Annotated in this window: 13 protein-coding genes and 2 pseudogenes; 10 read left to right on the top strand and 5 right to left on the bottom strand. The window is 72.0% G+C overall.

The genetic code is table 11. The annotated features are described in order from the left end of the window. The 4 genes and pseudogenes from GT042_RS38780 to GT042_RS06505 all read left to right on the top strand — a co-directional run. A pseudogene (locus GT042_RS38780) lies at nt 1-1,638 on the top strand (serine/threonine protein kinase); the annotation flags it as partial. Between the two features lie 222 nt (nt 1,639-1,860). After that, on the top strand, nt 1,861-3,639 hold the full coding sequence (locus GT042_RS06515) for a serine/threonine-protein kinase (protein WP_161307751.1): 1,779 nt from the start codon (nt 1,861-1,863) through the stop codon (nt 3,637-3,639). Beyond that, nucleotides 3,636-4,253 (top strand): TlpA disulfide reductase family protein, encoded by a 618-nt coding sequence (locus GT042_RS06510; RefSeq protein WP_161307750.1) that lies wholly within the window; start codon nt 3,636-3,638, stop codon nt 4,251-4,253. Before GT042_RS06515 ends, GT042_RS06510 begins: the two co-directional genes overlap by 4 nt. 10 nt (nt 4,254-4,263) lie before the next feature. After that, nucleotides 4,264-5,439, top strand: coding sequence for a UDP-N-acetylglucosamine--N-acetylmuramyl-(pentapeptide) pyrophosphoryl-undecaprenol N-acetylglucosamine transferase (locus GT042_RS06505; protein ID WP_161307749.1), 1,176 nt, complete (start codon nt 4,264-4,266; stop codon nt 5,437-5,439). Here the strand turns inward: GT042_RS06505 and GT042_RS06500 are convergent, their stop codons facing one another. From GT042_RS06500 to GT042_RS06490, 3 genes are read right to left on the bottom strand one after another with little or no spacing between them, the layout of a single operon-like run. Then, entirely contained in the window at nt 5,440-6,600 is a 1,161-nt protein-coding gene (locus tag GT042_RS06500) for a DegT/DnrJ/EryC1/StrS family aminotransferase (RefSeq protein ID WP_161307748.1), read from the bottom strand. Further along, a complete protein-coding gene (locus tag GT042_RS06495) occupies nt 6,597-7,574 on the bottom strand; it encodes an ATP-grasp domain-containing protein (protein ID WP_161307747.1) in 978 nt (325 codons plus the stop codon). Before GT042_RS06495 ends, GT042_RS06500 begins: the two co-directional genes overlap by 4 nt. A 25-nt stretch (nt 7,575-7,599) precedes the next feature. Continuing rightward, entirely contained in the window at nt 7,600-8,625 is a 1,026-nt protein-coding gene (locus GT042_RS06490) for a dTDP-glucose 4,6-dehydratase (protein WP_161307746.1), read from the bottom strand. Nucleotides 8,626-8,867: 242 nt separating this feature from the next. Here GT042_RS06490 and GT042_RS06485 point away from each other — a divergent pair, with 242 nt between their 5' ends. From GT042_RS06485 to GT042_RS06475, 3 genes are all read left to right on the top strand, one after another. After that, on the top strand, nt 8,868-10,259 hold the full coding sequence (locus GT042_RS06485) for a sporulation protein (RefSeq protein ID WP_161307745.1): 1,392 nt from the start codon (nt 8,868-8,870) through the stop codon (nt 10,257-10,259). 149 nt (nt 10,260-10,408) lie between these two features. After that, nucleotides 10,409-12,022: a succinic semialdehyde dehydrogenase gene (locus GT042_RS06480; protein WP_161307744.1), complete on the top strand. Its 1,614-nt coding sequence runs from the start codon at nt 10,409-10,411 to the stop codon at nt 12,020-12,022. A 12-nt stretch (nt 12,023-12,034) separates the two neighbouring features. Continuing rightward, nucleotides 12,035-13,840 carry a GMC family oxidoreductase gene (locus GT042_RS06475; protein ID WP_161307743.1) on the top strand — a complete coding sequence of 602 codons (1,806 nt, stop codon included), beginning with the start codon at nt 12,035-12,037 and terminating at the stop codon, nt 13,838-13,840. Nucleotides 13,841-14,394: 554 nt separating this feature from the next. Here the strand turns inward: GT042_RS06475 and GT042_RS06470 are convergent. After that, nucleotides 14,395-14,706 carry a chorismate mutase gene (locus tag GT042_RS06470; protein ID WP_161307742.1) on the bottom strand — a complete coding sequence of 104 codons (312 nt, stop codon included), beginning with the start codon at nt 14,704-14,706 and terminating at the stop codon, nt 14,395-14,397. A gap of 265 nt (nt 14,707-14,971) precedes the next feature. Between GT042_RS06470 and guaA the strand changes: the two genes are divergently transcribed. Further along, complete coding sequence (guaA, locus tag GT042_RS06465) at nt 14,972-16,555, top strand: glutamine-hydrolyzing GMP synthase (RefSeq protein WP_161307741.1); 1,584 nt, start codon at nt 14,972-14,974, stop codon at nt 16,553-16,555. A gap of 95 nt (nt 16,556-16,650) precedes the next feature. Continuing rightward, complete coding sequence (locus GT042_RS06460) at nt 16,651-17,067, top strand: nitroreductase/quinone reductase family protein (protein ID WP_161307740.1); 417 nt, start codon at nt 16,651-16,653, stop codon at nt 17,065-17,067. A gap of 32 nt (nt 17,068-17,099) precedes the next feature. Here the strand turns inward: GT042_RS06460 and GT042_RS06455 are convergent, their stop codons facing one another. Next, on the bottom strand, nt 17,100-17,570 hold the full coding sequence (locus GT042_RS06455; protein ID WP_161307739.1) for a cupin domain-containing protein: 471 nt from the start codon (nt 17,568-17,570) through the stop codon (nt 17,100-17,102). A gap of 188 nt (nt 17,571-17,758) precedes the next feature. Between GT042_RS06455 and GT042_RS06450 the strand changes: the two are divergent. Continuing rightward, nucleotides 17,759-18,197 (top strand): annotated as a pseudogene (locus GT042_RS06450) (hypothetical protein); the annotation flags it as partial.

Raw genomic sequence — 18,197 nt, 5'->3', positions numbered from 1 at the left:
GGCAGCGGGAGTTGGCAGCCCAGCGGGGCGCGCGACGCCCTGCGGGCCGACGCCCAGCGGCACTCCCCGCACCTCCCCGCCGTCACGGGCCAGGCCGCCGCGGGGCGGTGGGACGACGTCGTGGCGAGCGGTTCCGTACCGGCGTACCGAGGCCCCGCCACCCCCCTTGCCGCCGAGCGGGCCCGCCAGGCGCGGATCGCGATCGTCGGCGCCGTCACCGAGCGGTGGGCCCCCGAGCAGGCCGGGCCCGTACACGAGAACTGGCAACTCGCCCCGCCCATCGGCCCGTCCACCGACCTCTGGGCGCTCGGCGCGCTCCTCTACCGCGCGGTGCAGGGCCACGCCCCGTACCCGGAGGAGAGTGCCGTCGAGCTGGTCCAGCTCGTCGTCGCCGAGCCGCCCGCCTTCGCCGAGGAGTGCGGCCCGCTGCGGCCCGTCGTGGAGTCGCTACTGCGCCAGGACCCCACGGAGCGGCCGGACTTCGAGGAGCTGCGCGGCTGGCTGCGCTCGCTCGTACGGTCCGCGCCCGAGCCGGAAGCGGGGCTCGACGTCGTCCAGGTGCCGTCCGTGGACGCCAAGCTGCCCATCAAGCGGCGCCGGGGCGAGCTGGTGCGCAGGCGTCGCGGCGGGCTGACCGGCGGGCGCCACCGGCACAAGAAGGGCAAGGAGCGCGCGGCGAAGGACGGCGGCAGGGCCGCCGTCGCGCCCGAACAGCGTGAGGACTCCCGGCAGGAGCAGCCGGAGAGCCGGTACGAGAGCGACGGCTACCGGAACCAGCGCCGGAGCGAGCGCCGGCACGAGCACCCCGACAACGAACGCCCGCAGTTCGTCCGGCAGCAGTTCGACCGCGAGGAGTACGAGACCGAGGAGCTGTACGACAGGTCGTCGCGCTCCTCGCGCGGACCCCGGAACCGCACGCCCCGGTCCCTCGGCCGCACCCTGCTCCTCCTGATACTGCTCCTGCTCGTCGGCGCCATCGCCTTCGCCGTGATGTTCATGCCCAAGGCCGACCCGCAGCAGGGACAACAGGGACAGAGCGTCGGCGAGGCGAGCACCGACCCCTCCGCCGGAGCGCCCTCGGCGGACCCGCAGCCGTCCGACAACGACAACTCCGGTACGGAGAAGGCGGATCCGCCCCCGAAGAAGACGACGCCGCCCCCCGCCTCGGGCCCCGCGGTCGACCTCGCCAAGGGGTACGCGCTGCGCAAGGACCCCGAGGGCTTCCAGATCGCCGTCGGGCAGAACTGGCAGCGCCGCCCCATCAACGACAGCGGTCAAGTCCGTTACGTCGGCGGAGACTTCACGCTGATCGTCGTCCCCGGCCGGGACTCCGTCGCGGAGAACGGCGCCGACCCGATGGTCTACCAGCGCGAGAAGGAACAGGAACTCCAGCCGTTCCGCGACTCCTCCTGGTCCAGCGCCTCCGGGCTGCGGCGGATCGACGTCGGCCGACAGGCCATGGCGGAGGGGCAGTTCACGTGGACGGACAACAACGGCCGTGAGGTGTACGTACGCAATCTCGCGGTGGTCATCGCGGGCCGCTACCACGTCATCCAGGTCATCGGCCCGGACAGCCAGCGGGACCGGGTCAGCGAGATGTACCAGCAGGCCACGTCCGCGTACCAGGTGACCGACTGAGCGCTCCGGGGGCCCGGAGAGGTGCCGTGAGGAGGAGGCCGGACCGGCCGGCACGGCACCCCTCGGGGCCCGCGCACCCGCCGACACGGCGCCCCTCAGGGCCTGTTGCCCCCACCCGGCCCGTCGGCCCCGGGCGTCACAGTGTCGTCTCCGTCGGCCACCCGAGGTTCCCCGCGCGCACCTCCTCTCCGTAACCTGTGGGCAAGGAACTGGGCGGGGGACGTGGAACACTCACAGGGAACGGGCGCGGAGACCGGCGCCGGACTGATGCTCGCCGGGCGGTACCGACTGGGCGAGTGCATCGGCAGCGGCGGCATGGGCAAGGTGTGGCGCGCGCACGACGAGGTGCTGCACCGCACGGTCGCGGTCAAGGAACTGACCGCCGGACGGTACGTCAACGAGGCCGACCGGGCCGTACTGCACCAGCGCACCCAGAAGGAGGCCCGGGCCGCCGCCCGGATCACCCACCCCGGCGTGGTGACCGTGCACGACGTCCTCGACCACGACGGCCGGCCCTGGATCGTCATGCAGTACGTGGACGGCCCCTCGCTCGCCGACGCCGCCAAGGACGCCGGGCGCATCGACTGGCGCGAGGCGGCCAGGATCGGCCTCCAGGTGCTGAACGCGCTGCGCGCCGCGCACGGCGCCGGGGTGCTGCACCGCGACGTCAAGCCCGGCAACGTGCTGCTCGCGCGGGACGGCCGGGTCCTGCTCACCGACTTCGGCATCGCCGCGATCGAGGGCGACGCCACGATCACCAGGACCGGCGAACTGGTCGGCTCCATCGACTACTTGGCACCCGAGCGGGTCCGGGGCGCCGACCCGGGACCGGCGTCCGACCTCTGGTCGCTGGGGGTCACGCTCTACACCGCCGTGCAGGGTGTCTCGCCGTTCCGCCGCACCTCACCGCTGTCGACCATGCAGGCCGTGGTCACGGAGGAGCCGCCCCGCGCCGACCGGGCCGGGGAGCTGGAGCCGGTGATCGCGGCGCTGCTCGCCAAGGATCCGGCGGTACGGCCCGGCGCGGCCGAGACCGAGATGATGCTGCGGGAGGTGGCGGCGGGGCGGACGTCGGCGGGGGAGCAGGTGTACGTACCGACGCGGACGGCGGTCCAAGTGCCGCGCCCCGCACCGGAGTCGGGCGGCCCCGCGCCTGCCGCCGCACCGGCGGGGCCGACCGGGCCCACCGCGTACTCCTTCGGGCCGCCGCTCCCCGCCGGGGCCACCCCGCCGAACGGGTCCGGGACGCCTCCCGGACCGCGCACCCCGCACACCCCCTACAACCCGCCCGCCCCCGCCCGCCGGCCGGGTCGGCACCGTACCGTGGTCATCGCGATCGTGGCCGCCGTCGTCCTCGGCGTCGGCGGTGGTTTCGCGGCGCTCAAGTTCGGTGGGGGCACGGACGGTTCGGCGGATCCGGGGACCAGCGCCTCCGGCGGTTCCGGCGGGACCGCACCCGGCCGGACCCTCAACGGCGACAAGACGGACGGGAACGCGCAGGACACGGCGGACCCGGGGAAGCCGCGGAAGGACCCGACCGTCCCGGACGGCTGGCACCGCGTCGAGGACCCCGAGGGGTTCAGCCTCAACGTCCCCGACGGCTGGGAACGCCGGACGGACGGCGCCCAGATCGACTACACGCCCGACGACGGCGACCACTTCATCCGGATCAGCGTCGACACCCCGCAGTTCCGGGACCCGTACGCGCATCTGCTGGACCTGGAGGACCAGTTCAAGAAGCGCGCCACGTACGAGAAGGTCAGGCTGGAGCGGAACACGTTCCGGGACCAGACGCTGTCCGCCGTCTGGGAGTTCACCTGGAACGAGGAGCAGGGGCACCCGGGGCCCCGGCACGCCATCGACCAGATGTACTACTCGGACAGCGGCGAGACGGAGTACGCGCTCTACATGTCGGGTCCCGAGGAGGACTGGGACACCACCCGACGCCAGTTCGACGCCGTCCTGCGCAGCTGGGAACCCCCGGCCGAGGCCGCCCCGTGACCACCCCTGGCTCCCGCGGCGCCGTGCTGACCACCCTGGTCGCCCTTGCCGCCACCCTTTCCCTGACGGCCTGCGAAACCGGAGGCCCGGATGGTGGCACCGGCAGGGGCGGCGCGGTGGGCGCCGACGGCGTCTCGACCGTCCCGAAGGGGCAGCGGGTCCTCCCCGGCGAGCTCAAGGGCGAGACGCTCGACGAGAAGCGGCTCGACATCGCCGACAGCAGGGGACAGATCGTCGTGATCAACGTCTGGGGCTCCTGGTGCCCGCCCTGCATCGCCGAGGCCCCGCACTTCGTGGAGGTCGCGAAGGAGACCGAGGGCAAGGGCGTCGCGTTCATCGGCATCGACACCCGCGAGTCCGGCCGGATCGCCCCCCTCGCCTTCCAGAAGGACCTCGGCCTCCCGTACCCGAGCCTGTACGACCCGACGGGCAGGCTGATACTCAACGGGTTCCCCAAGGGCACCCTCAACCCCCAGACACTTCCCTCCACGATCTTCCTCGACCGCGACGGAAAGATCGCGGCCCGCGCCCTGCGGGCAATCAGCGCCGACACCCTCCGCAAGGTGATCGAGCCACTGCTCGCGGAGAAGCGATCCGGCCCGGACAGCCAGTAGGGTGCTCGGGGTGACTACATCCCCCGTACTCCCACGTTCGTTCCGGCTGCTCGTGACGGGCGGAGGAACCGGCGGTCACACCTACCCGGCCCTGACGGCGATCCGTACCCTGCAAGCCCGGCTCGCGGATGCGGGCGGCACGCTGGACGTCTTGTGGATCGGTACGGCGGACGGCCTTGAAGCGCGCGTCGCTCCGGCGGAGGGGATCGCGTTCAGGACCGTGGCGACGGGGAAGATCCGCCGCTCTTCCCATCCGCTCAAGATGCTGTCCGCCGCGAACGTGAAGGACATGGCGCGGGTACCGCTCGGCGTAGCTCAGGCCCGGTCGATCGTGTCGTACTTCCGACCGGATGTCGTTCTGGCGACGGGCGGGTACGTCGCGGTCCCGGCCGGGCTCGCCGCGCGGCTGTGCCGCGTACCGCTGGTGCTGCACGAGCAGACCGTGCGGCTCGGGCTGGCCAACCGCAAGCTCGCCGGTTCGGCGACGCGGATCGCGGTGTCCTCCGAGTCCTCGCTGCCGCTTCTGCCGGCCGAGGTGCGTGAGCGCGCCGTGGTCACCGGGAACCCGGTGCGGCCGGAAGTACTGGGCGGCCACGCGGACAAGGCGGTCGGGGCGCTGGCACTGCACGGCTTCGACCGGCGTCTGCCGACGGTCTACGTCACCGGCGGCGCGCAGGGCGCCCAGCAGATCAACGGTGTTGTACGTGAAGTGCTGCCCTGGCTCCTGGCACACGCGAACGTGATCCACCAGTGCGGCCCGGCCAACGTGGACGACCTCCGGTCCGCGGCCGCCGGGCTGGACCCGCTCCTCGCCGGCCGTTACCACCTGACCGGGTTCCTCGGGCCGGAGCTGCCGGACGTCCTGGCGCTGGCCGACGTTGTGGTGTCGCGGAGTGGTGCCGGGACCCTGGCGGAGCTGACCGCGCTCGGCAAACCGGCGGTATTCGTCCCGCTCGCCACGTCGGCCGGGAACGAGCAGGCCCACAACGCCCGGCACCTGGCCGACGCGGGGGCGGCGCTCGCTCTGCTCACCGAGGTCACCGGCCCCTCTCTGCGGAGCGCGGTCGGCCCGCTCCTGACCGACCCGGTCCTTCGGGCGACGATGTCGGAGCGGGCCCTGACGCACGGGCGACCGGATGCGGCGGACAGGCTCGTGGACGTGGTGCTGTCCGCCGCGTCCGGCTGATCAGCCGAGCCGCGGGCGCCGGTGTCCGAATGATCCACCCACGGACTTGAGGGCCTGTTCGAGTGAGGTTGTCACGAAGTCGCTGTCCGCCTCGGTGAGGTGCTGATGGAACGGCAGGCTGAGGATCTCCTCGCCCACCCGCTCGGTGGCCGGCAGGTGACGCTGCCAGGCGGTGAAGGCGGGCTGGGTGTGGTTGGGCGGGTAGTGGACGCCCACGCCGATGTTCCGGCCCCGGAGGGTGGCGAACACCGTGTCACGGTGAGGAACGCGGACCTGGCACAGGTGCGGCACGGCGTGTTCCACATCGACGTCGATGAGCGCCACGCCGTCCAACGGGGCGAGGGCGTCCCGGTAGGTCTGCCACGAGCGGCGGCGCGTGTCCTCGGCAGCCTGGAAGCCGTCGAGCTGGACCAGGCCGATGGCCGCGTTGATGGCGGAGAGCTGGTAGCGCAGGCCGAAGCCCTCCACGCGATAGCTGGTGGTGTTCGCGCGCCCACCCGGGGGCTGGACGACGCCCAGGAGCCGGAGGCGGCGGATCGTGTCGGCCTCCTCGGGGGTGCGCGGGATGACCATGCCGCCCTGGCCGCAGGTGAGGTTCTTGATCGGCCCGAACGAGAAGCAGGTCAGCGCCCCATTGGCCCCCACACGCCGTAAGCCGTGGCGGGAGCCGAACGCGTGCGCCGCGTCCTCGATGACGACGACGCCCCGTTGGTCGAGTTCCTCCTGGATGACGGAGAGGTCGACGGGCCGACCGCCGAACAGGACCGGCAGGACGGCGGCCGTCCGGTCCGTGACGGCGTCCATGACAAGTTCGTCGCTGACGCACAGGGTGGTGGGATCGACGTCGACGAAGCGCGGGTCGGCGCCGACGGCCAGGACGGCCTGTACGGTCGCGCAGAACGTCATGGACGGCACGATCACCTCACAGCCGGGCCCGACCCCGGCGGCGAGCAGGGCGGTGTGCAGGGCCGCGGTGCCGGAGGCGACGGCAACAGCGTCGGGGACGCCGAGGAAGCCGGCGATCCGCCGCTCGAACTCCTCGGTGACTTCGGTGTGTCCGTAGTGGCCACCCTCAAGGACCTGGGCGACCGCCTCGTTCTCCCGCCCGTACAAGTACGGGGCGGCGTTGCGCCGGGCATCGGGCCTGGTTGACGCACTCACGATGTTTCTCCCTTCGCCGGGGCGGTACGTTCGAACTCGGCGGCGTCTCCAACGGCCAGGGTTTCGGTGCAGCTGGTCAGGAACACGCCGGTCCGGTAGGTGAGGCGGCTGTGATCGACCGGCAGGCCGAACAGGCCCTTGACCATCTGGCCGACGAGGTCCGCTCCGGCAGCCTCGGCGAGAGGGAAGCCACCGGCGATCCGCGGGTTCAGCTCGGTGATGGTGATCGTGCCGTCGGCGGAGACGAATCCCTGCACGCAGCAGAGACCGCGTGCGCCGACAGCGCCCAGTGTCCGCACGACGAGGTCACGCACGTTCTGGTCGTCGAACGTGGTGGACACCACGGCCAGGCCCGCCTTGACCAGATTCCGGCGGCGCAGAATGACGGAGGCGCGTCCGGCACGGTCCACCAGGCAGTCCGCCGTGAATTCCGAGCCGTGGATCCGCTCCTGCACGAGGGGCTCCGGGACGAGCTCGCACAGCAAGCGCGCGTGCTCCCGGCGACGAACGAAGTGGACGTTCCGCGCGCCGTGGCCGCGTCGAGGCTTGACGACGAGCTCGCCGTCGTCGGGAACCCGGTCCATCTCCCACGGCTGCCAGGTGCGCGGTGTCGCGATGCCGTGCTCGGTCAGTACCTCGTGGAAGAGGGCCTTGTCGGTGCATGCACGCACCGACAGCGCCTCGGGGAGCCACAGGCGCACGCCTGCGGCTCCGAGCTGGGACACCATCCGCGTCAAGGGTTCCAGGTCCGGCTCGATGCCGGCCACCACGGCCTCCACCGCCAGATCCCTGCACAGGCCGGCCATGACGCCCGGAAAGTCTGGGTCGTCGGCGAAGGGGATGACGACGGGGATCACGGAGGGAATGAGGAATCCGGGGGCGAGGCGGTTGGCGTCGGCCGCGACGACCGTGTGGCCCAGGCGGATCAGGCTGCGGGTCAGTGCGAAGCCCGGGTTGCCGCCGACACCGGTCACCAGGATCCTGCGCGCGGTGCGCTGGTCAGTGGGCACGGGCTTCCTCTCCAGCGGCGGGAGTGGTCGCGTCCGTGGTGCGGGCCACGTACGGGGTACGCGTCAGCGGAGCCCAGCGGTCGGGGTTGCGCCGGTACCAGGCGACGGTTTCGGCCAGGCCCTCGTCGAGGTCGCGGATCGGCCGGAAGCCGAGAGCGGAGATCTTGTCCCAGAGCATCGAGTACCGCAGGTCGTTGGCCTGTCGGTCGGGAACGTAGGTCACCGAGTCCCAGTCCTTGCCACACAGGTCCAGAAGTTTGGCGGTCAGGTTCCGGCAGGTGAGGTCGGTGCCGCCGCCGACGTTGTAGATCTCGCCGGGCTTCCCCTCGTACAGCCCGAGTTCGACGCCGGCGCAGTTGTCCTCGACGTGCAGCCAGTTCCGCACGTGCTGCCCCTGGCCGTGCAGAGTCACCTTTTCGCCCCGCAGCAGGCTGGTGATGAAAAGGGGGACCACCTTCTCGGGGAACTGGTGGGGGCCGTAGTTGTTCGAGCTGCGCGTCACGCAGAGGGGCAGGCCGTAGGTCTGGAAGTGGCTCAGGGCCACGAGGTCGCCGGCGGCCTTCGACGCGGCGTACGGAACGCCGGGCCGTAAGGGGTCGTCCTCGCTCGCCGAGCCTTCGGACAGGGATCCGTACACCTCGTCCGTCGAGACGTGCACGAATTTCTCGATGCCGTGGCGTCCCGCGGAGGCGGCGAGGGTCTGGGTCCCCAGGACGTTCGTGGTGAGGAAGGTGCCGGCACGGGTGAGGGAGCGGTCGACGTGGGACTCGGCGGCGAAGTGGACGACGGCGGTGTGCCGGGCCATGAGCTCGTCCACGAGCGGGGCGTCGAGGATGTTGCCGTGGACGAACGTCAGCCTCGGGTCGAGCAGGGACTTCCCCAGGTTCTCGGTGTGGCCCGCGTAGGTCAGGGCGTCCAGCACGGTCACCCGGGACACGTCGTCCCGGCGCAGAAGCCGCCGGACGAAGTGCGAACCGATGAAGCCGGCACCGCCGGTGACGAGGATTCTGTACATCTGACACCTCACTTGGTCGTGGACCGGAGCAGGGACGGCGGACCCCCGGAACTCCGGGGCGAGGGCCTTGCGGCGCGTTGCCGCCCGCATCCAGAGAACCGTCGGAGCCGGTGTGCGCGGGAGGCGAACCAGGGGGGCGAACAACGCACATCCGGTTCCCGGCGTCACCCTCGCGTCCTACGCTCGGATTTCGCACCCGCGGCATCCATGTCGCGGGAGGCCGGCTGGCAGGAGGGGGCTCGGTGGCATCCACGAAAAGACACCGGGGCGATCCCAACGAGGATCTGGCCCGGCTCGTCAAACAGGCCGGCGCGAGCCACAAATCCCTGGCTGCGCAGATCAACAAGATCGGGGCCGCGGCCGGGGTGCCGCTCAGGTATGAGCACACCAGTGTCGCCAGATGGGTGAATCTCGGAATGATCCCGCGCGGCCGGGCGCCCGAGTTCCTGGCCGCTGCGCTGGGCAACCGCCTCGGCAGAGCGGTGAGCGTGGACGAGATCGGTATGTACAGCAGGTCGGGCGGAAACCCTGACGTGGGGTTGGATTTCGCCCGCGACCCCGTCGACGCGATCCGCGTCGCCGCGACCTACTGGAGAACCGTGGACCGCTCACGCCGCCGGCTCGTCAACAACGGCTTCGCCCTCGCCGCCTTCGCCACCCCGGTCACCCGTTGGCTGGCCAAGCCGAGCGACGCCCCGATCGCGCATGAAGGGGGCCGTCAGGTCGGCCGCAGCGACCTCGACGAGCTGTGGAAGGCCGCTGACGAAGCACGCCTGTGGGACTCCCGTTTCGGCGGTGGGAACTGGAAGGCCGGCTCCGTCACCGAATGCCTGCGCCTGAGCGCCGCACCGTTGCTGACCGGCACCTACACCGAGACCATCGGGCGCGAGCTGTTCGCGGCGACCGCTGAGTTGTCCCGGGTCGTCGGCTGGTCGGCGGTCGACACCGGTCACCACGACGTCGCCCAGCGCCACTTGGTCCAGGCTCTGCGCCTGGCGCGGGCAGCCGGCAGCGTGGAGAGCGGCTGCTACGTGCTGGCCACCATGGCACTCCAAGCCTTCCTGCGCGGCTGTCCCGAACAAGCCGTCGACATGGCCGAAGGCGCCTACGAACGCGGTCTTGGACACGCCGCACCCCGGGTGCTGGCCTTCGCCAAGCTGGCCGAAGCCCGCGCCCACGGGCGTACCGGAAACGCCGAAGCGGCGAAAGCCGCGCTCGGCCGTACCGAGGAGCTGCTCGACTCCGTCCGGCCGGGCAGTCACGATCCGGAACGGCTCGCTTACATGACCCACGCCCGGCTCGCCACCGACGCCACCGAAGTACACCGCGACCTCGCCGACCCCAAGGGCGCCTTCGCCTGGAACGAGCTGGCCGAGCCCATGCCGGCGGATCGCTATACCCGGGCCACCGGGATCCGTATGGCCGTTCTGGCCGCCAGCCACCTCCAGAACCGCGAACTCGAACGCGGCGTCACCGCCGCGAACACCTCGCTGCGCATCCTCAGCAACGTCCACTCCGCCCGTGCCCACGGCTACCTTCACGACGTCACCCGCGCCCTCACACCCTGGAAAAAGCATCCCGAGGTTGCCGACCTCATCCGGCGCACGCGCACCGAGCTGCCTGCCGCAGCCTGATTCCCGCGGACGACCGCGGTCATTCCTTCGCCGTCTCCCGGCCGACGCTCAGGTGGTCCGCCGGGCCCCTGGCCGGGCCCGTCCGGTGTGGCGGAAATTGGTTACCGTCGGGTATCCAAAGCGCGTGAGCGCGGCATACGCTCGGCCTCATGACCGACTCGCAGGCCGCCGCCGCTCTCGGGACCAACCCCGTCGCCCCCGCCCCGGCCGGTGCGCGTACCGTCGCCGACGTGGTGACGCCCGAGGTGATCGCCCAGTTGACGCACGGCGTGGTCGGGTCCGGGCGGACGGCGGGGCACACTCCCTTCACCGGGGAGAAGCTGGCCGACCTGCCCGCGTCCACGCCCGAGGACGTCGCGACCGCCTTCGCGCGGGCCCGGGCCGCGCAGCCGCTCTGGGCCGCGCTTCCCGTACGGCAGCGGGCCGCCGTGCTGCTCCGGTTCCACGATCTGGTGCTGGAGCGGCAGGCCGAGGTGCTCGACCTGATCCAGCTGGAGACCGGCAAGGCCCGGTTGCACGCACACGAGGAAGTCCAGGGGCTGGCGGTGGAGGCCCGGCACTACGGGCGCAACGCCGGGTCCTACCTGCGGCCCCGGCGCCACACCGGAGTCGTACCGACCCTGACGAAGGTCACCGAACTGCGCCAGCCCCGGGGGGTCGTGGGGCAGATCGCGCCCTGGAACTACCCGCTGGAGCTGTCGGCCGGGGACGCGCTGCCCGCGTTCGCCGCCGGGAACGCCGTGGTGATGAAGCCCGACACCGAGACCGCGCTCACCGCCCTGTGGGCCCGCGACCTGCTGATCGAGGCCGGGCTGCCGGCCGGTGTCTTCCAAGTGGTGCTCGGTGAGGGCCCGGTGGTCGGACCCGAGATCGTCAAGCACGCGGACTACGTCTCCTTCACCGGCTCGACCCGTACCGGCCGCGAGGTCGCCAGGGGCGCCGCCGACCGGCTGATCGGCGCCTCGTTGGAGCTGGGCGGCAAGAACGCCATGCTGGTCCTGCGGGACGCCGACGTCGAGAAGGCCGCGGCGGGCGCGATCCGCGCCTGCTTCTCCTCCGCCGGCCAACTCTGCGTCTCCATCGAGCGGTTGTACGTGCACGAGTCGGTCGCCGACGACTTCCTGGAGCGGTTCGCCGCCCGCACGAAGGCCATGCGGCTCGGCAACTCCCTCGCGTACGGCGCCGACATGGGCTCGCTCGCCGGGGAGAGCCAGCTCCGCACGGTCACCCGGCACGTCGAGGAGGCCGTCGCCAAGGGCGCCAGGCTCGTCGCGGGCGGGGTGGCCAGGCCCGACGTCGGACCGTACTTCTACGAGCCCACCATCCTCGACGGTGTCGAGGCGCCCATGACGGTGTGCGCGGAGGAGACGTTCGGGCCGGTGGTCTCCGTCTACCGCTTCGGCGACGAGGACGAGGTGATCGGACTGGCCAACTCCACGGCGTACGGCCTCAACGCGAGCGTGTGGACGAAGGACGCCCGCCGCGGCCACGAGATCGCGGCGCGGCTGCGGTCGGGCACGGTCAACATCAACGAGGGGTACGCGTCGGCGTACGGGAGCGTCCGGGCGCCCATGGGCGGCATGAAGGACTCGGGGCTCGGCCGGCGGCACGGCTCGGAGGGCATCCTCAAGTTCACCGAGGCGCAGACGATCGCGCAGCAGCGACTCCTGCCGCTGGGACCGGCGTTCGGGATGGACGACGAGAAGTACGCGGCGCTCATGACCCGGAGCCTGCGGCTGATGAAGGCGTTCCGCCTGCGCTGAGAGGACGATCACGTGGCTGAGTCCGTGGACGACGAGGTGGACAGTGGGTTCGACTACGACGTGATCGTCGTCGGGTCCGGCTTCGGCGGGGCCGTCTCCGCCCTGCGGCTCACGGAGAAGGGCTACCGCGTCGGCGTCCTGGAGGCCGGCCGCCGCTTCACCCGCGCCACCCTCCCCAAGAACTCCTGGGACGTCAGGAACTACCTCTGGGCGCCGGCCCTCGGCCTCTACGGTATTCAGCGCGTCCACCTCCTCGGCCACGTGATGGTCCTGGCGGGCGCGGGCGTCGGCGGCGGTTCGCTCAACTACGCCAACACCCTCTATGTGCCTCCCGCCGCGTTCTTCGAGGACCCCCAGTGGGCCTCGATCACCGACTGGGAGGGCGAGTTGAGGCCGTACTACGACCAGGCGCGCCGCATGCTCGGCGTCCGGCTCAACCCGACCGTGACCCCCTCCGACGTCCACCTGAAGGCGGCGGCGGAGGCGATGGGCGTCGGCGACACCTTCCATCTCGCCCCCGTCGGCGTCTACTTCGGGGACGGCGAGGACGCGGACGGTACGGTCACGGCGCGGCCCGGAGCCACCGTCGACGACCCGTACTTCGGCGGCGCCGGCCCCTCGCGCCGGGCCTGTGTCGAGTGCGGCGAGTGCATGACGGGCTGCCGGCACGGCGCGAAGAACACCCTCGACGAGAACTACCTCCACCTGGCCGAGGGGGCCGGGGCCGTCATCCACCCCCTGACGACGGTCGTCGCCGTCACGGAGGACGGGGCGGGCGGCCACCGGGTCACCACCGTCCCGACCGACGCCCGGGGCCGGCGCGGGCGGCGCGCGCGTACCGTCCTGCGCGCCCGGCAGGTCGTGATCGCGGCGGGCACGTACGGCACGCAGACCCTGCTCCACACGATGCGGGACGAAGGACTCCTGCCCCGGATCTCGGCGCGGCTCGGGGAGCTGACCCGTACCAACTCCGAGGCCCTGGTGGGCGCGCAGACCGACAACCGGCGCTACCGCGCGCGGCACGGCGCGCCCCGGGCCGACTTCACCCGGGGGGTCGCCATCACCTCCTCGATCCATCCGGACGCCGACACCCATGTGGAGCCGGTCCGTTACGGCCGGGGCTCCAACGCGATGGGTGTGCTGTCCGTCCTCCATGTCCCGTACAGCGAACGGCGGGTGCGCGCGTGGCTCGGCCACGCGGCCACGCACCCGGTCCAGTTGCTCCGCTCGCTCTCCAACCGCCGCTGGTCGGAGCGGACGATCATCGGGCTGGTCATGCAGTCGCTGGACAACTCCCTGACGACCTACCGCAGGCCGGGCGGCGTGGGGAAGGGACTGCTGACGGCCCGTCAGGGGCATGGGGCGCCCAACCCGAAGCAGATACCGGAGGCGGCGCGGGCCGCCCGCCTCCTCGCCGAGGAGATCAACGGCTTCGCGGGCAGCAACGTCGGTGAGCTGATGGGCACCCCGCTCACCGCGCACTTCCTGGGCGGCTGCCCGATCGGCGCCACGCCGGACGCGGGGGTCGTCGACCCGTACCACCGGCTGTACGGACACCCGGGCGTCTCGGTGGTCGACGGCTCGGCGGTCTCGGCGAACCTGGGCGTCAACCCGTCGCTGACGATCACCGCCCAGGCGGAGCGGGCGATGGCGCTCTGGCCCAACAAGGGCGAGCCCGACCCGCGTCCGGAGCAGGGCGCGGCGTACGTCCGGCAGGCGGCGGTCGCGCCCCGGTCCCCGGTGGTCCCGGCGGAGGCGTTCGGCGCGCTGAGGCTGCCGTTCCTGGCGATGCCCGAGGTGCCGCCGAAGAAGACCTGAGGCGGGCGCGCTCACACGTAAGTGGTCGGACGTAAAAGGCGCTGCACCCCCCTCCGAGTGCAGCGCCTCTTGTGTCAACGCATGCATGACCTGTGACACGACGGAATGGTTGTCGTCACGTTCACAGAAACTTCAAGTGGCGTACGTCACATCGCTGTGCCCCGGCGAGGACCCGTACCGCAGAAGGGAGGATCCGTACCGCAGAGGGGGAGGAGGCGAGGGGCGCGGAACGTACCGGACGCGAATCCGGGAGGCCGGCCGGCGCCGGGCGTCCCCGGGCCGGCCGGCCTTCGGCGACCGGGCTGCTGTCCCCTGCCTACCGGTCACGTGCGCCGGGGCGCGGTCCCACGACGTGCCGCACGGCACGCCACACGCCCCAGCAGAGCCACGCGTGGAGTCAACTCTTTCCTGCTCGGCCCGCCCCTGGGTGGCACGGACGCACGGTCCAACGAAGTCCCGTACGGCCCGGTCACGCGCCGTACGGGTGAGGATGTGCCCGAACGCGTATACGACGGGCGGACACGACCACCTTCAGACCTCAGGCACGTCAGACCTCAGACCCGGCCCCGGCCCAGTTCCAGCAACGTCATCGCCAGCGCCGTACCCGGCCTGCCCAACGCGTCCCGGTAGCGGCCGAGGATCTCGTTCTCGCGGGACAGGTGGATCCGCCGGCCGCCCGAGGCCGTCCGCGCCCGCTGGACGGCGGCGGAGACCGCCATCCGTTCCTGGACGAGACCGATGATCCGGTCGTCCAGCGCGTCGATGCGCTCCCGCGCGCCGCCGATGACCTCCGCCGCCTCGGGGGTGCGGGCGCCGGTGGTGTCCGTGTCCCCCGGGGAAGGGGTGGTGGGGTTCGTGATCGTCATGGGGTCCTCGTTCGGGTCCTGCCCCGCCCGTACGGCCCCGAACGCGACAGACGCCCCGGAGCCTGCCGGCCCGGGGCGCCTGGGAAGTCGCTTGTCAGTTCAAGCAGCACGACCATGGCAGCCGGACGGGCCGGTGCCATAGGTAAACGTGGAGGTCGACTGCTTGCGCATACGCGCATTCTAACGGCGTCCCGGGACCCCGTTAGAATCGAGGGGCAATCGAGGGGAACCAGACCCCGCGCTCGTCACCGCCGGAAGGCCGCCCGTGCCCGCAGCACCCCCCGCCGCCCCCGACGTCGTTCTCGTCGTCGACTTCGGCGCGCAGTACGCCCAGCTCATCGCCCGCCGTGTCCGCGAGGCCCGGGTGTACAGCGAGATCGTCCCGTCCACCATGCCGGTGGCCGAGATGCTGGCCAAGAAGCCCAAGGCGATCATCCTCTCCGGCGGCCCGTCCTCCGTGTACGCGGACGGCGCGCCGCGCCTGGACCGCGAGATCTTCGACGCGGGCGTGCCCGTCTTCGGCATGTGCTACGGCTTCCAGCTGATGGCGACGGCCCTCGGCGGGACCGTCGACAACACGGGGGCGCGGGAGTACGGCCGTACCCCCCTACACGTCTCCCAGACCGGGTCCACGCTCTTCGAGGGCACCCCCGCCGAACAGCCGGTCTGGATGTCGCACGGCGACGCCTGCTCCGCCGCCCCCGAGGGCTTCACCGTCACCGCGTCCACGGACGTCGTGCCGGTCGCCGCCTTCGAGAACGACGAGAAGAAGCTCTACGGCGTCCAGCACCACCCCGAGGTGATGCACTCGACGTACGGCCAGCAGGTCCTGGAGCACTTCCTCTACCGGGGCGCCGGCATCGAGCCGACCTGGACCACGACCAACGTCGTGGACGAGCAGGTCGCCCTCGTCCGCGAGCAGGTCGGCACCAAGCGCGCCATCTGCGGGCTGTCCGGCGGCGTGGACTCCGCCGTCGCCGCCGCCCTCGTACAGAAGGCCATCGGTTCCCAGCTGACCTGCGTGTACGTCGACCACGGCCTGATGCGCCAGGGCGAGACGGAGCAGGTCGAGAAGGACTTCGTCGCCGCGACCGGCGTCCAGCTCAAGGTGGTCGACGCCCAGGAGCGCTTCCTCACCGCGCTCGCCGGGGTCTCGGACCCCGAGCAGAAGCGGAAGATCATCGGCCGCGAGTTCATCCGGGTCTTCGAGCAGGCCCAGGCGGAGATCGTCGCCGAGGCGGGCGCCGAGGGCGAGGACGTCGCGTTCCTCGTCCAGGGCACCCTCTACCCGGACGTCGTGGAGTCCGGCGGCGGCAGCGGCACCGCCAACATCAAGTCGCACCACAACGTCGGCGGGCTGCCCGACGACATCGAGTTCCAGCTGATCGAGCCGCTGCGCAAGCTGTTCAAGGACGAGGTACGGATGGTCGGCCAGGAGCTGGGCCTGCCGGACGAGATCGTCCAGCGCCAGCCCTTCCCCGGCCCCGGGCTCGGCATCCGGATCGTCGGCGAGGTCACCAGGGAGCGGCTCGACCTGCTGCGCGCGGCGGACGCCATCGCGCGCGAGGAGCTGACCCTGGCCGGACTCGACCGGGAGATCTGGCAGTGCCCGGTGGTCCTGCTCGCGGACGTGCGCTCGGTGGGCGTGCAGGGCGACGGCCGGACGTACGGACACCCGATCGTGCTGCGGCCCGTCTCGTCCGAGGACGCGATGACCGCCGACTGGACGCGGATGCCGTACGACGTGCTCGCGAAGATCTCCACCCGCATCACCAACGAGGTCGCCGACGTCAACCGGGTGGTCCTCGACGTGACGAGCAAGCCGCCGGGCACCATCGAGTGGGAGTGAACCGGAAGTGAGGACGGTACGGGAGTGGCGCCCGCCCGGCGCCGCTCCCGTACGGTCCGTTTGCGGCCCTTCGTCCCGGTGGGGACGATGGGGGCATGAGTGATGCCAACGCACCGGTCATCGAGGAGTTCCGTACGCACCACGGAGTGATGGGCGGTCGCTTCGAGGGCAAGCACCTGCTCCTGCTGCACACGATCGGCAGGAAGAGCGGCACCGAGCGGGTGATGCCCCTGGTGTACGCCACCCACCACGGCAGCATTCTGATCTGCGGCACCCAGGGCGGCGCGCCGGAGGACCCGCAGTGGGTGGCCAACGTCGCCGCCGCGGACGAGGTGACGATCGAGATCGGCGAGCGGACGCTCCGCGCGAGGCGCACGGTCGTACGGCCCTCGGATCCGGAGTGGCCCGAGCTGTTCGGCGTATGGGCGGACTACTGGCCGGAGGCGCACGACTACCAGAAGAAGACTTCGCGCCGGTTCCCGATCGTGTCCCTGGACCCGATCCACGACTGAGCGGCTTCCCGGCGGATCGGCTTACCGCTCGATCAGCCGGTCGATCGGTCCGCCGACGGCGGCAGGTCCGCCGGATCCATCGTGAAGTCCGCGAAGTCGAAGCCCGGCGCGACCACACACGTCACCAGCACGGGCTCGTCCCCGGCCGGTTCCGCCGACTGCCACGCCCCGGCCGGTACCAGCAGCTGAGGTCGCTCGCCCTTCTCCACGTCCGGTCCGAGCAGGTGCTCCTCGGCGCCCGACGGATCGTCCTGCGTCCCGCCGATGTAGAGCCGCAGCGGCCCGCCCCGGTGCCACAGCCACACCTCGTCCGAGCGCACCCGGTGGCGGCGCGACCGCTCGCCGGGGTGCAGCAGGAAGTAGATCCCGGTCGCGTGGGCGCGCGGCCCCGGATAGCCGTCGGGGGTGGCCGACCCGGCGGTCCGCCAGGTCTCCTTGAACCAGCCGCCCTCCACGTGCTTCTCCAGACCGAGCAGGGCGACCAGCGGTGAGTTGTCAGTCATGACGCCCATTGTGTCCCGCCGCCCCGGCCGCACCGCGAACAACGTGACCGTCTCGTCACCCGTACCGACCGGCCCGGGGCCCATCCGCACCCCTTTGTGCGGGACAATTCCCAGGCGTTGCAGGGAAGTTCACCGCAAGGGATTCCCCTGCACGGAATGTTCACTCCCGGGGAAGGGCGGCGTTCGGCGTGGCGGTGCATGAGGCGAGACAGGGCGCGCACGGCGGAGGCTGTACGTGCGGTGACTGCCCGCACGGCGCGCGCGAGGGCCACCGGCGGGCCGTGGCCGCGTTCCTGGCGAAGCGCGACGAACTGGCCGCCGGGCAGGGGCTGCCCGCCGCCGTCGCGCACTCCGCCGGGGCCTCCAGGCAGTGGGTCTCCGACGAACTCACCCAGTCCGCCCGCGCGGTGGCCGACCGCAGCCGCGAGGCGGGCGACGCCTGGCTGCACTCGGTCTGGCTGCGCACGCTCCAGGTGGTCTGGGGCGCGGTGGTGGTCCTCGCCCTGGCGCAGACCGCGACCGCGATAGGCGCCGGCTGGACCGGTGCCCGTACGGCCGGGCTGCTCGCGGCCCTCGTGGCCGCCGGGCTCCTGACCGTCGCCGCCCGGCTGCACCGCGCCCGGGGCG

It is taken from the genome of Streptomyces sp. SID3212 (genome assembly GCF_009865405.1).
Taxonomy (GTDB): domain Bacteria; phylum Actinomycetota; class Actinomycetes; order Streptomycetales; family Streptomycetaceae; genus Streptomyces.
This window is presented reverse-complemented; position numbering and strand designations above follow the sequence as displayed.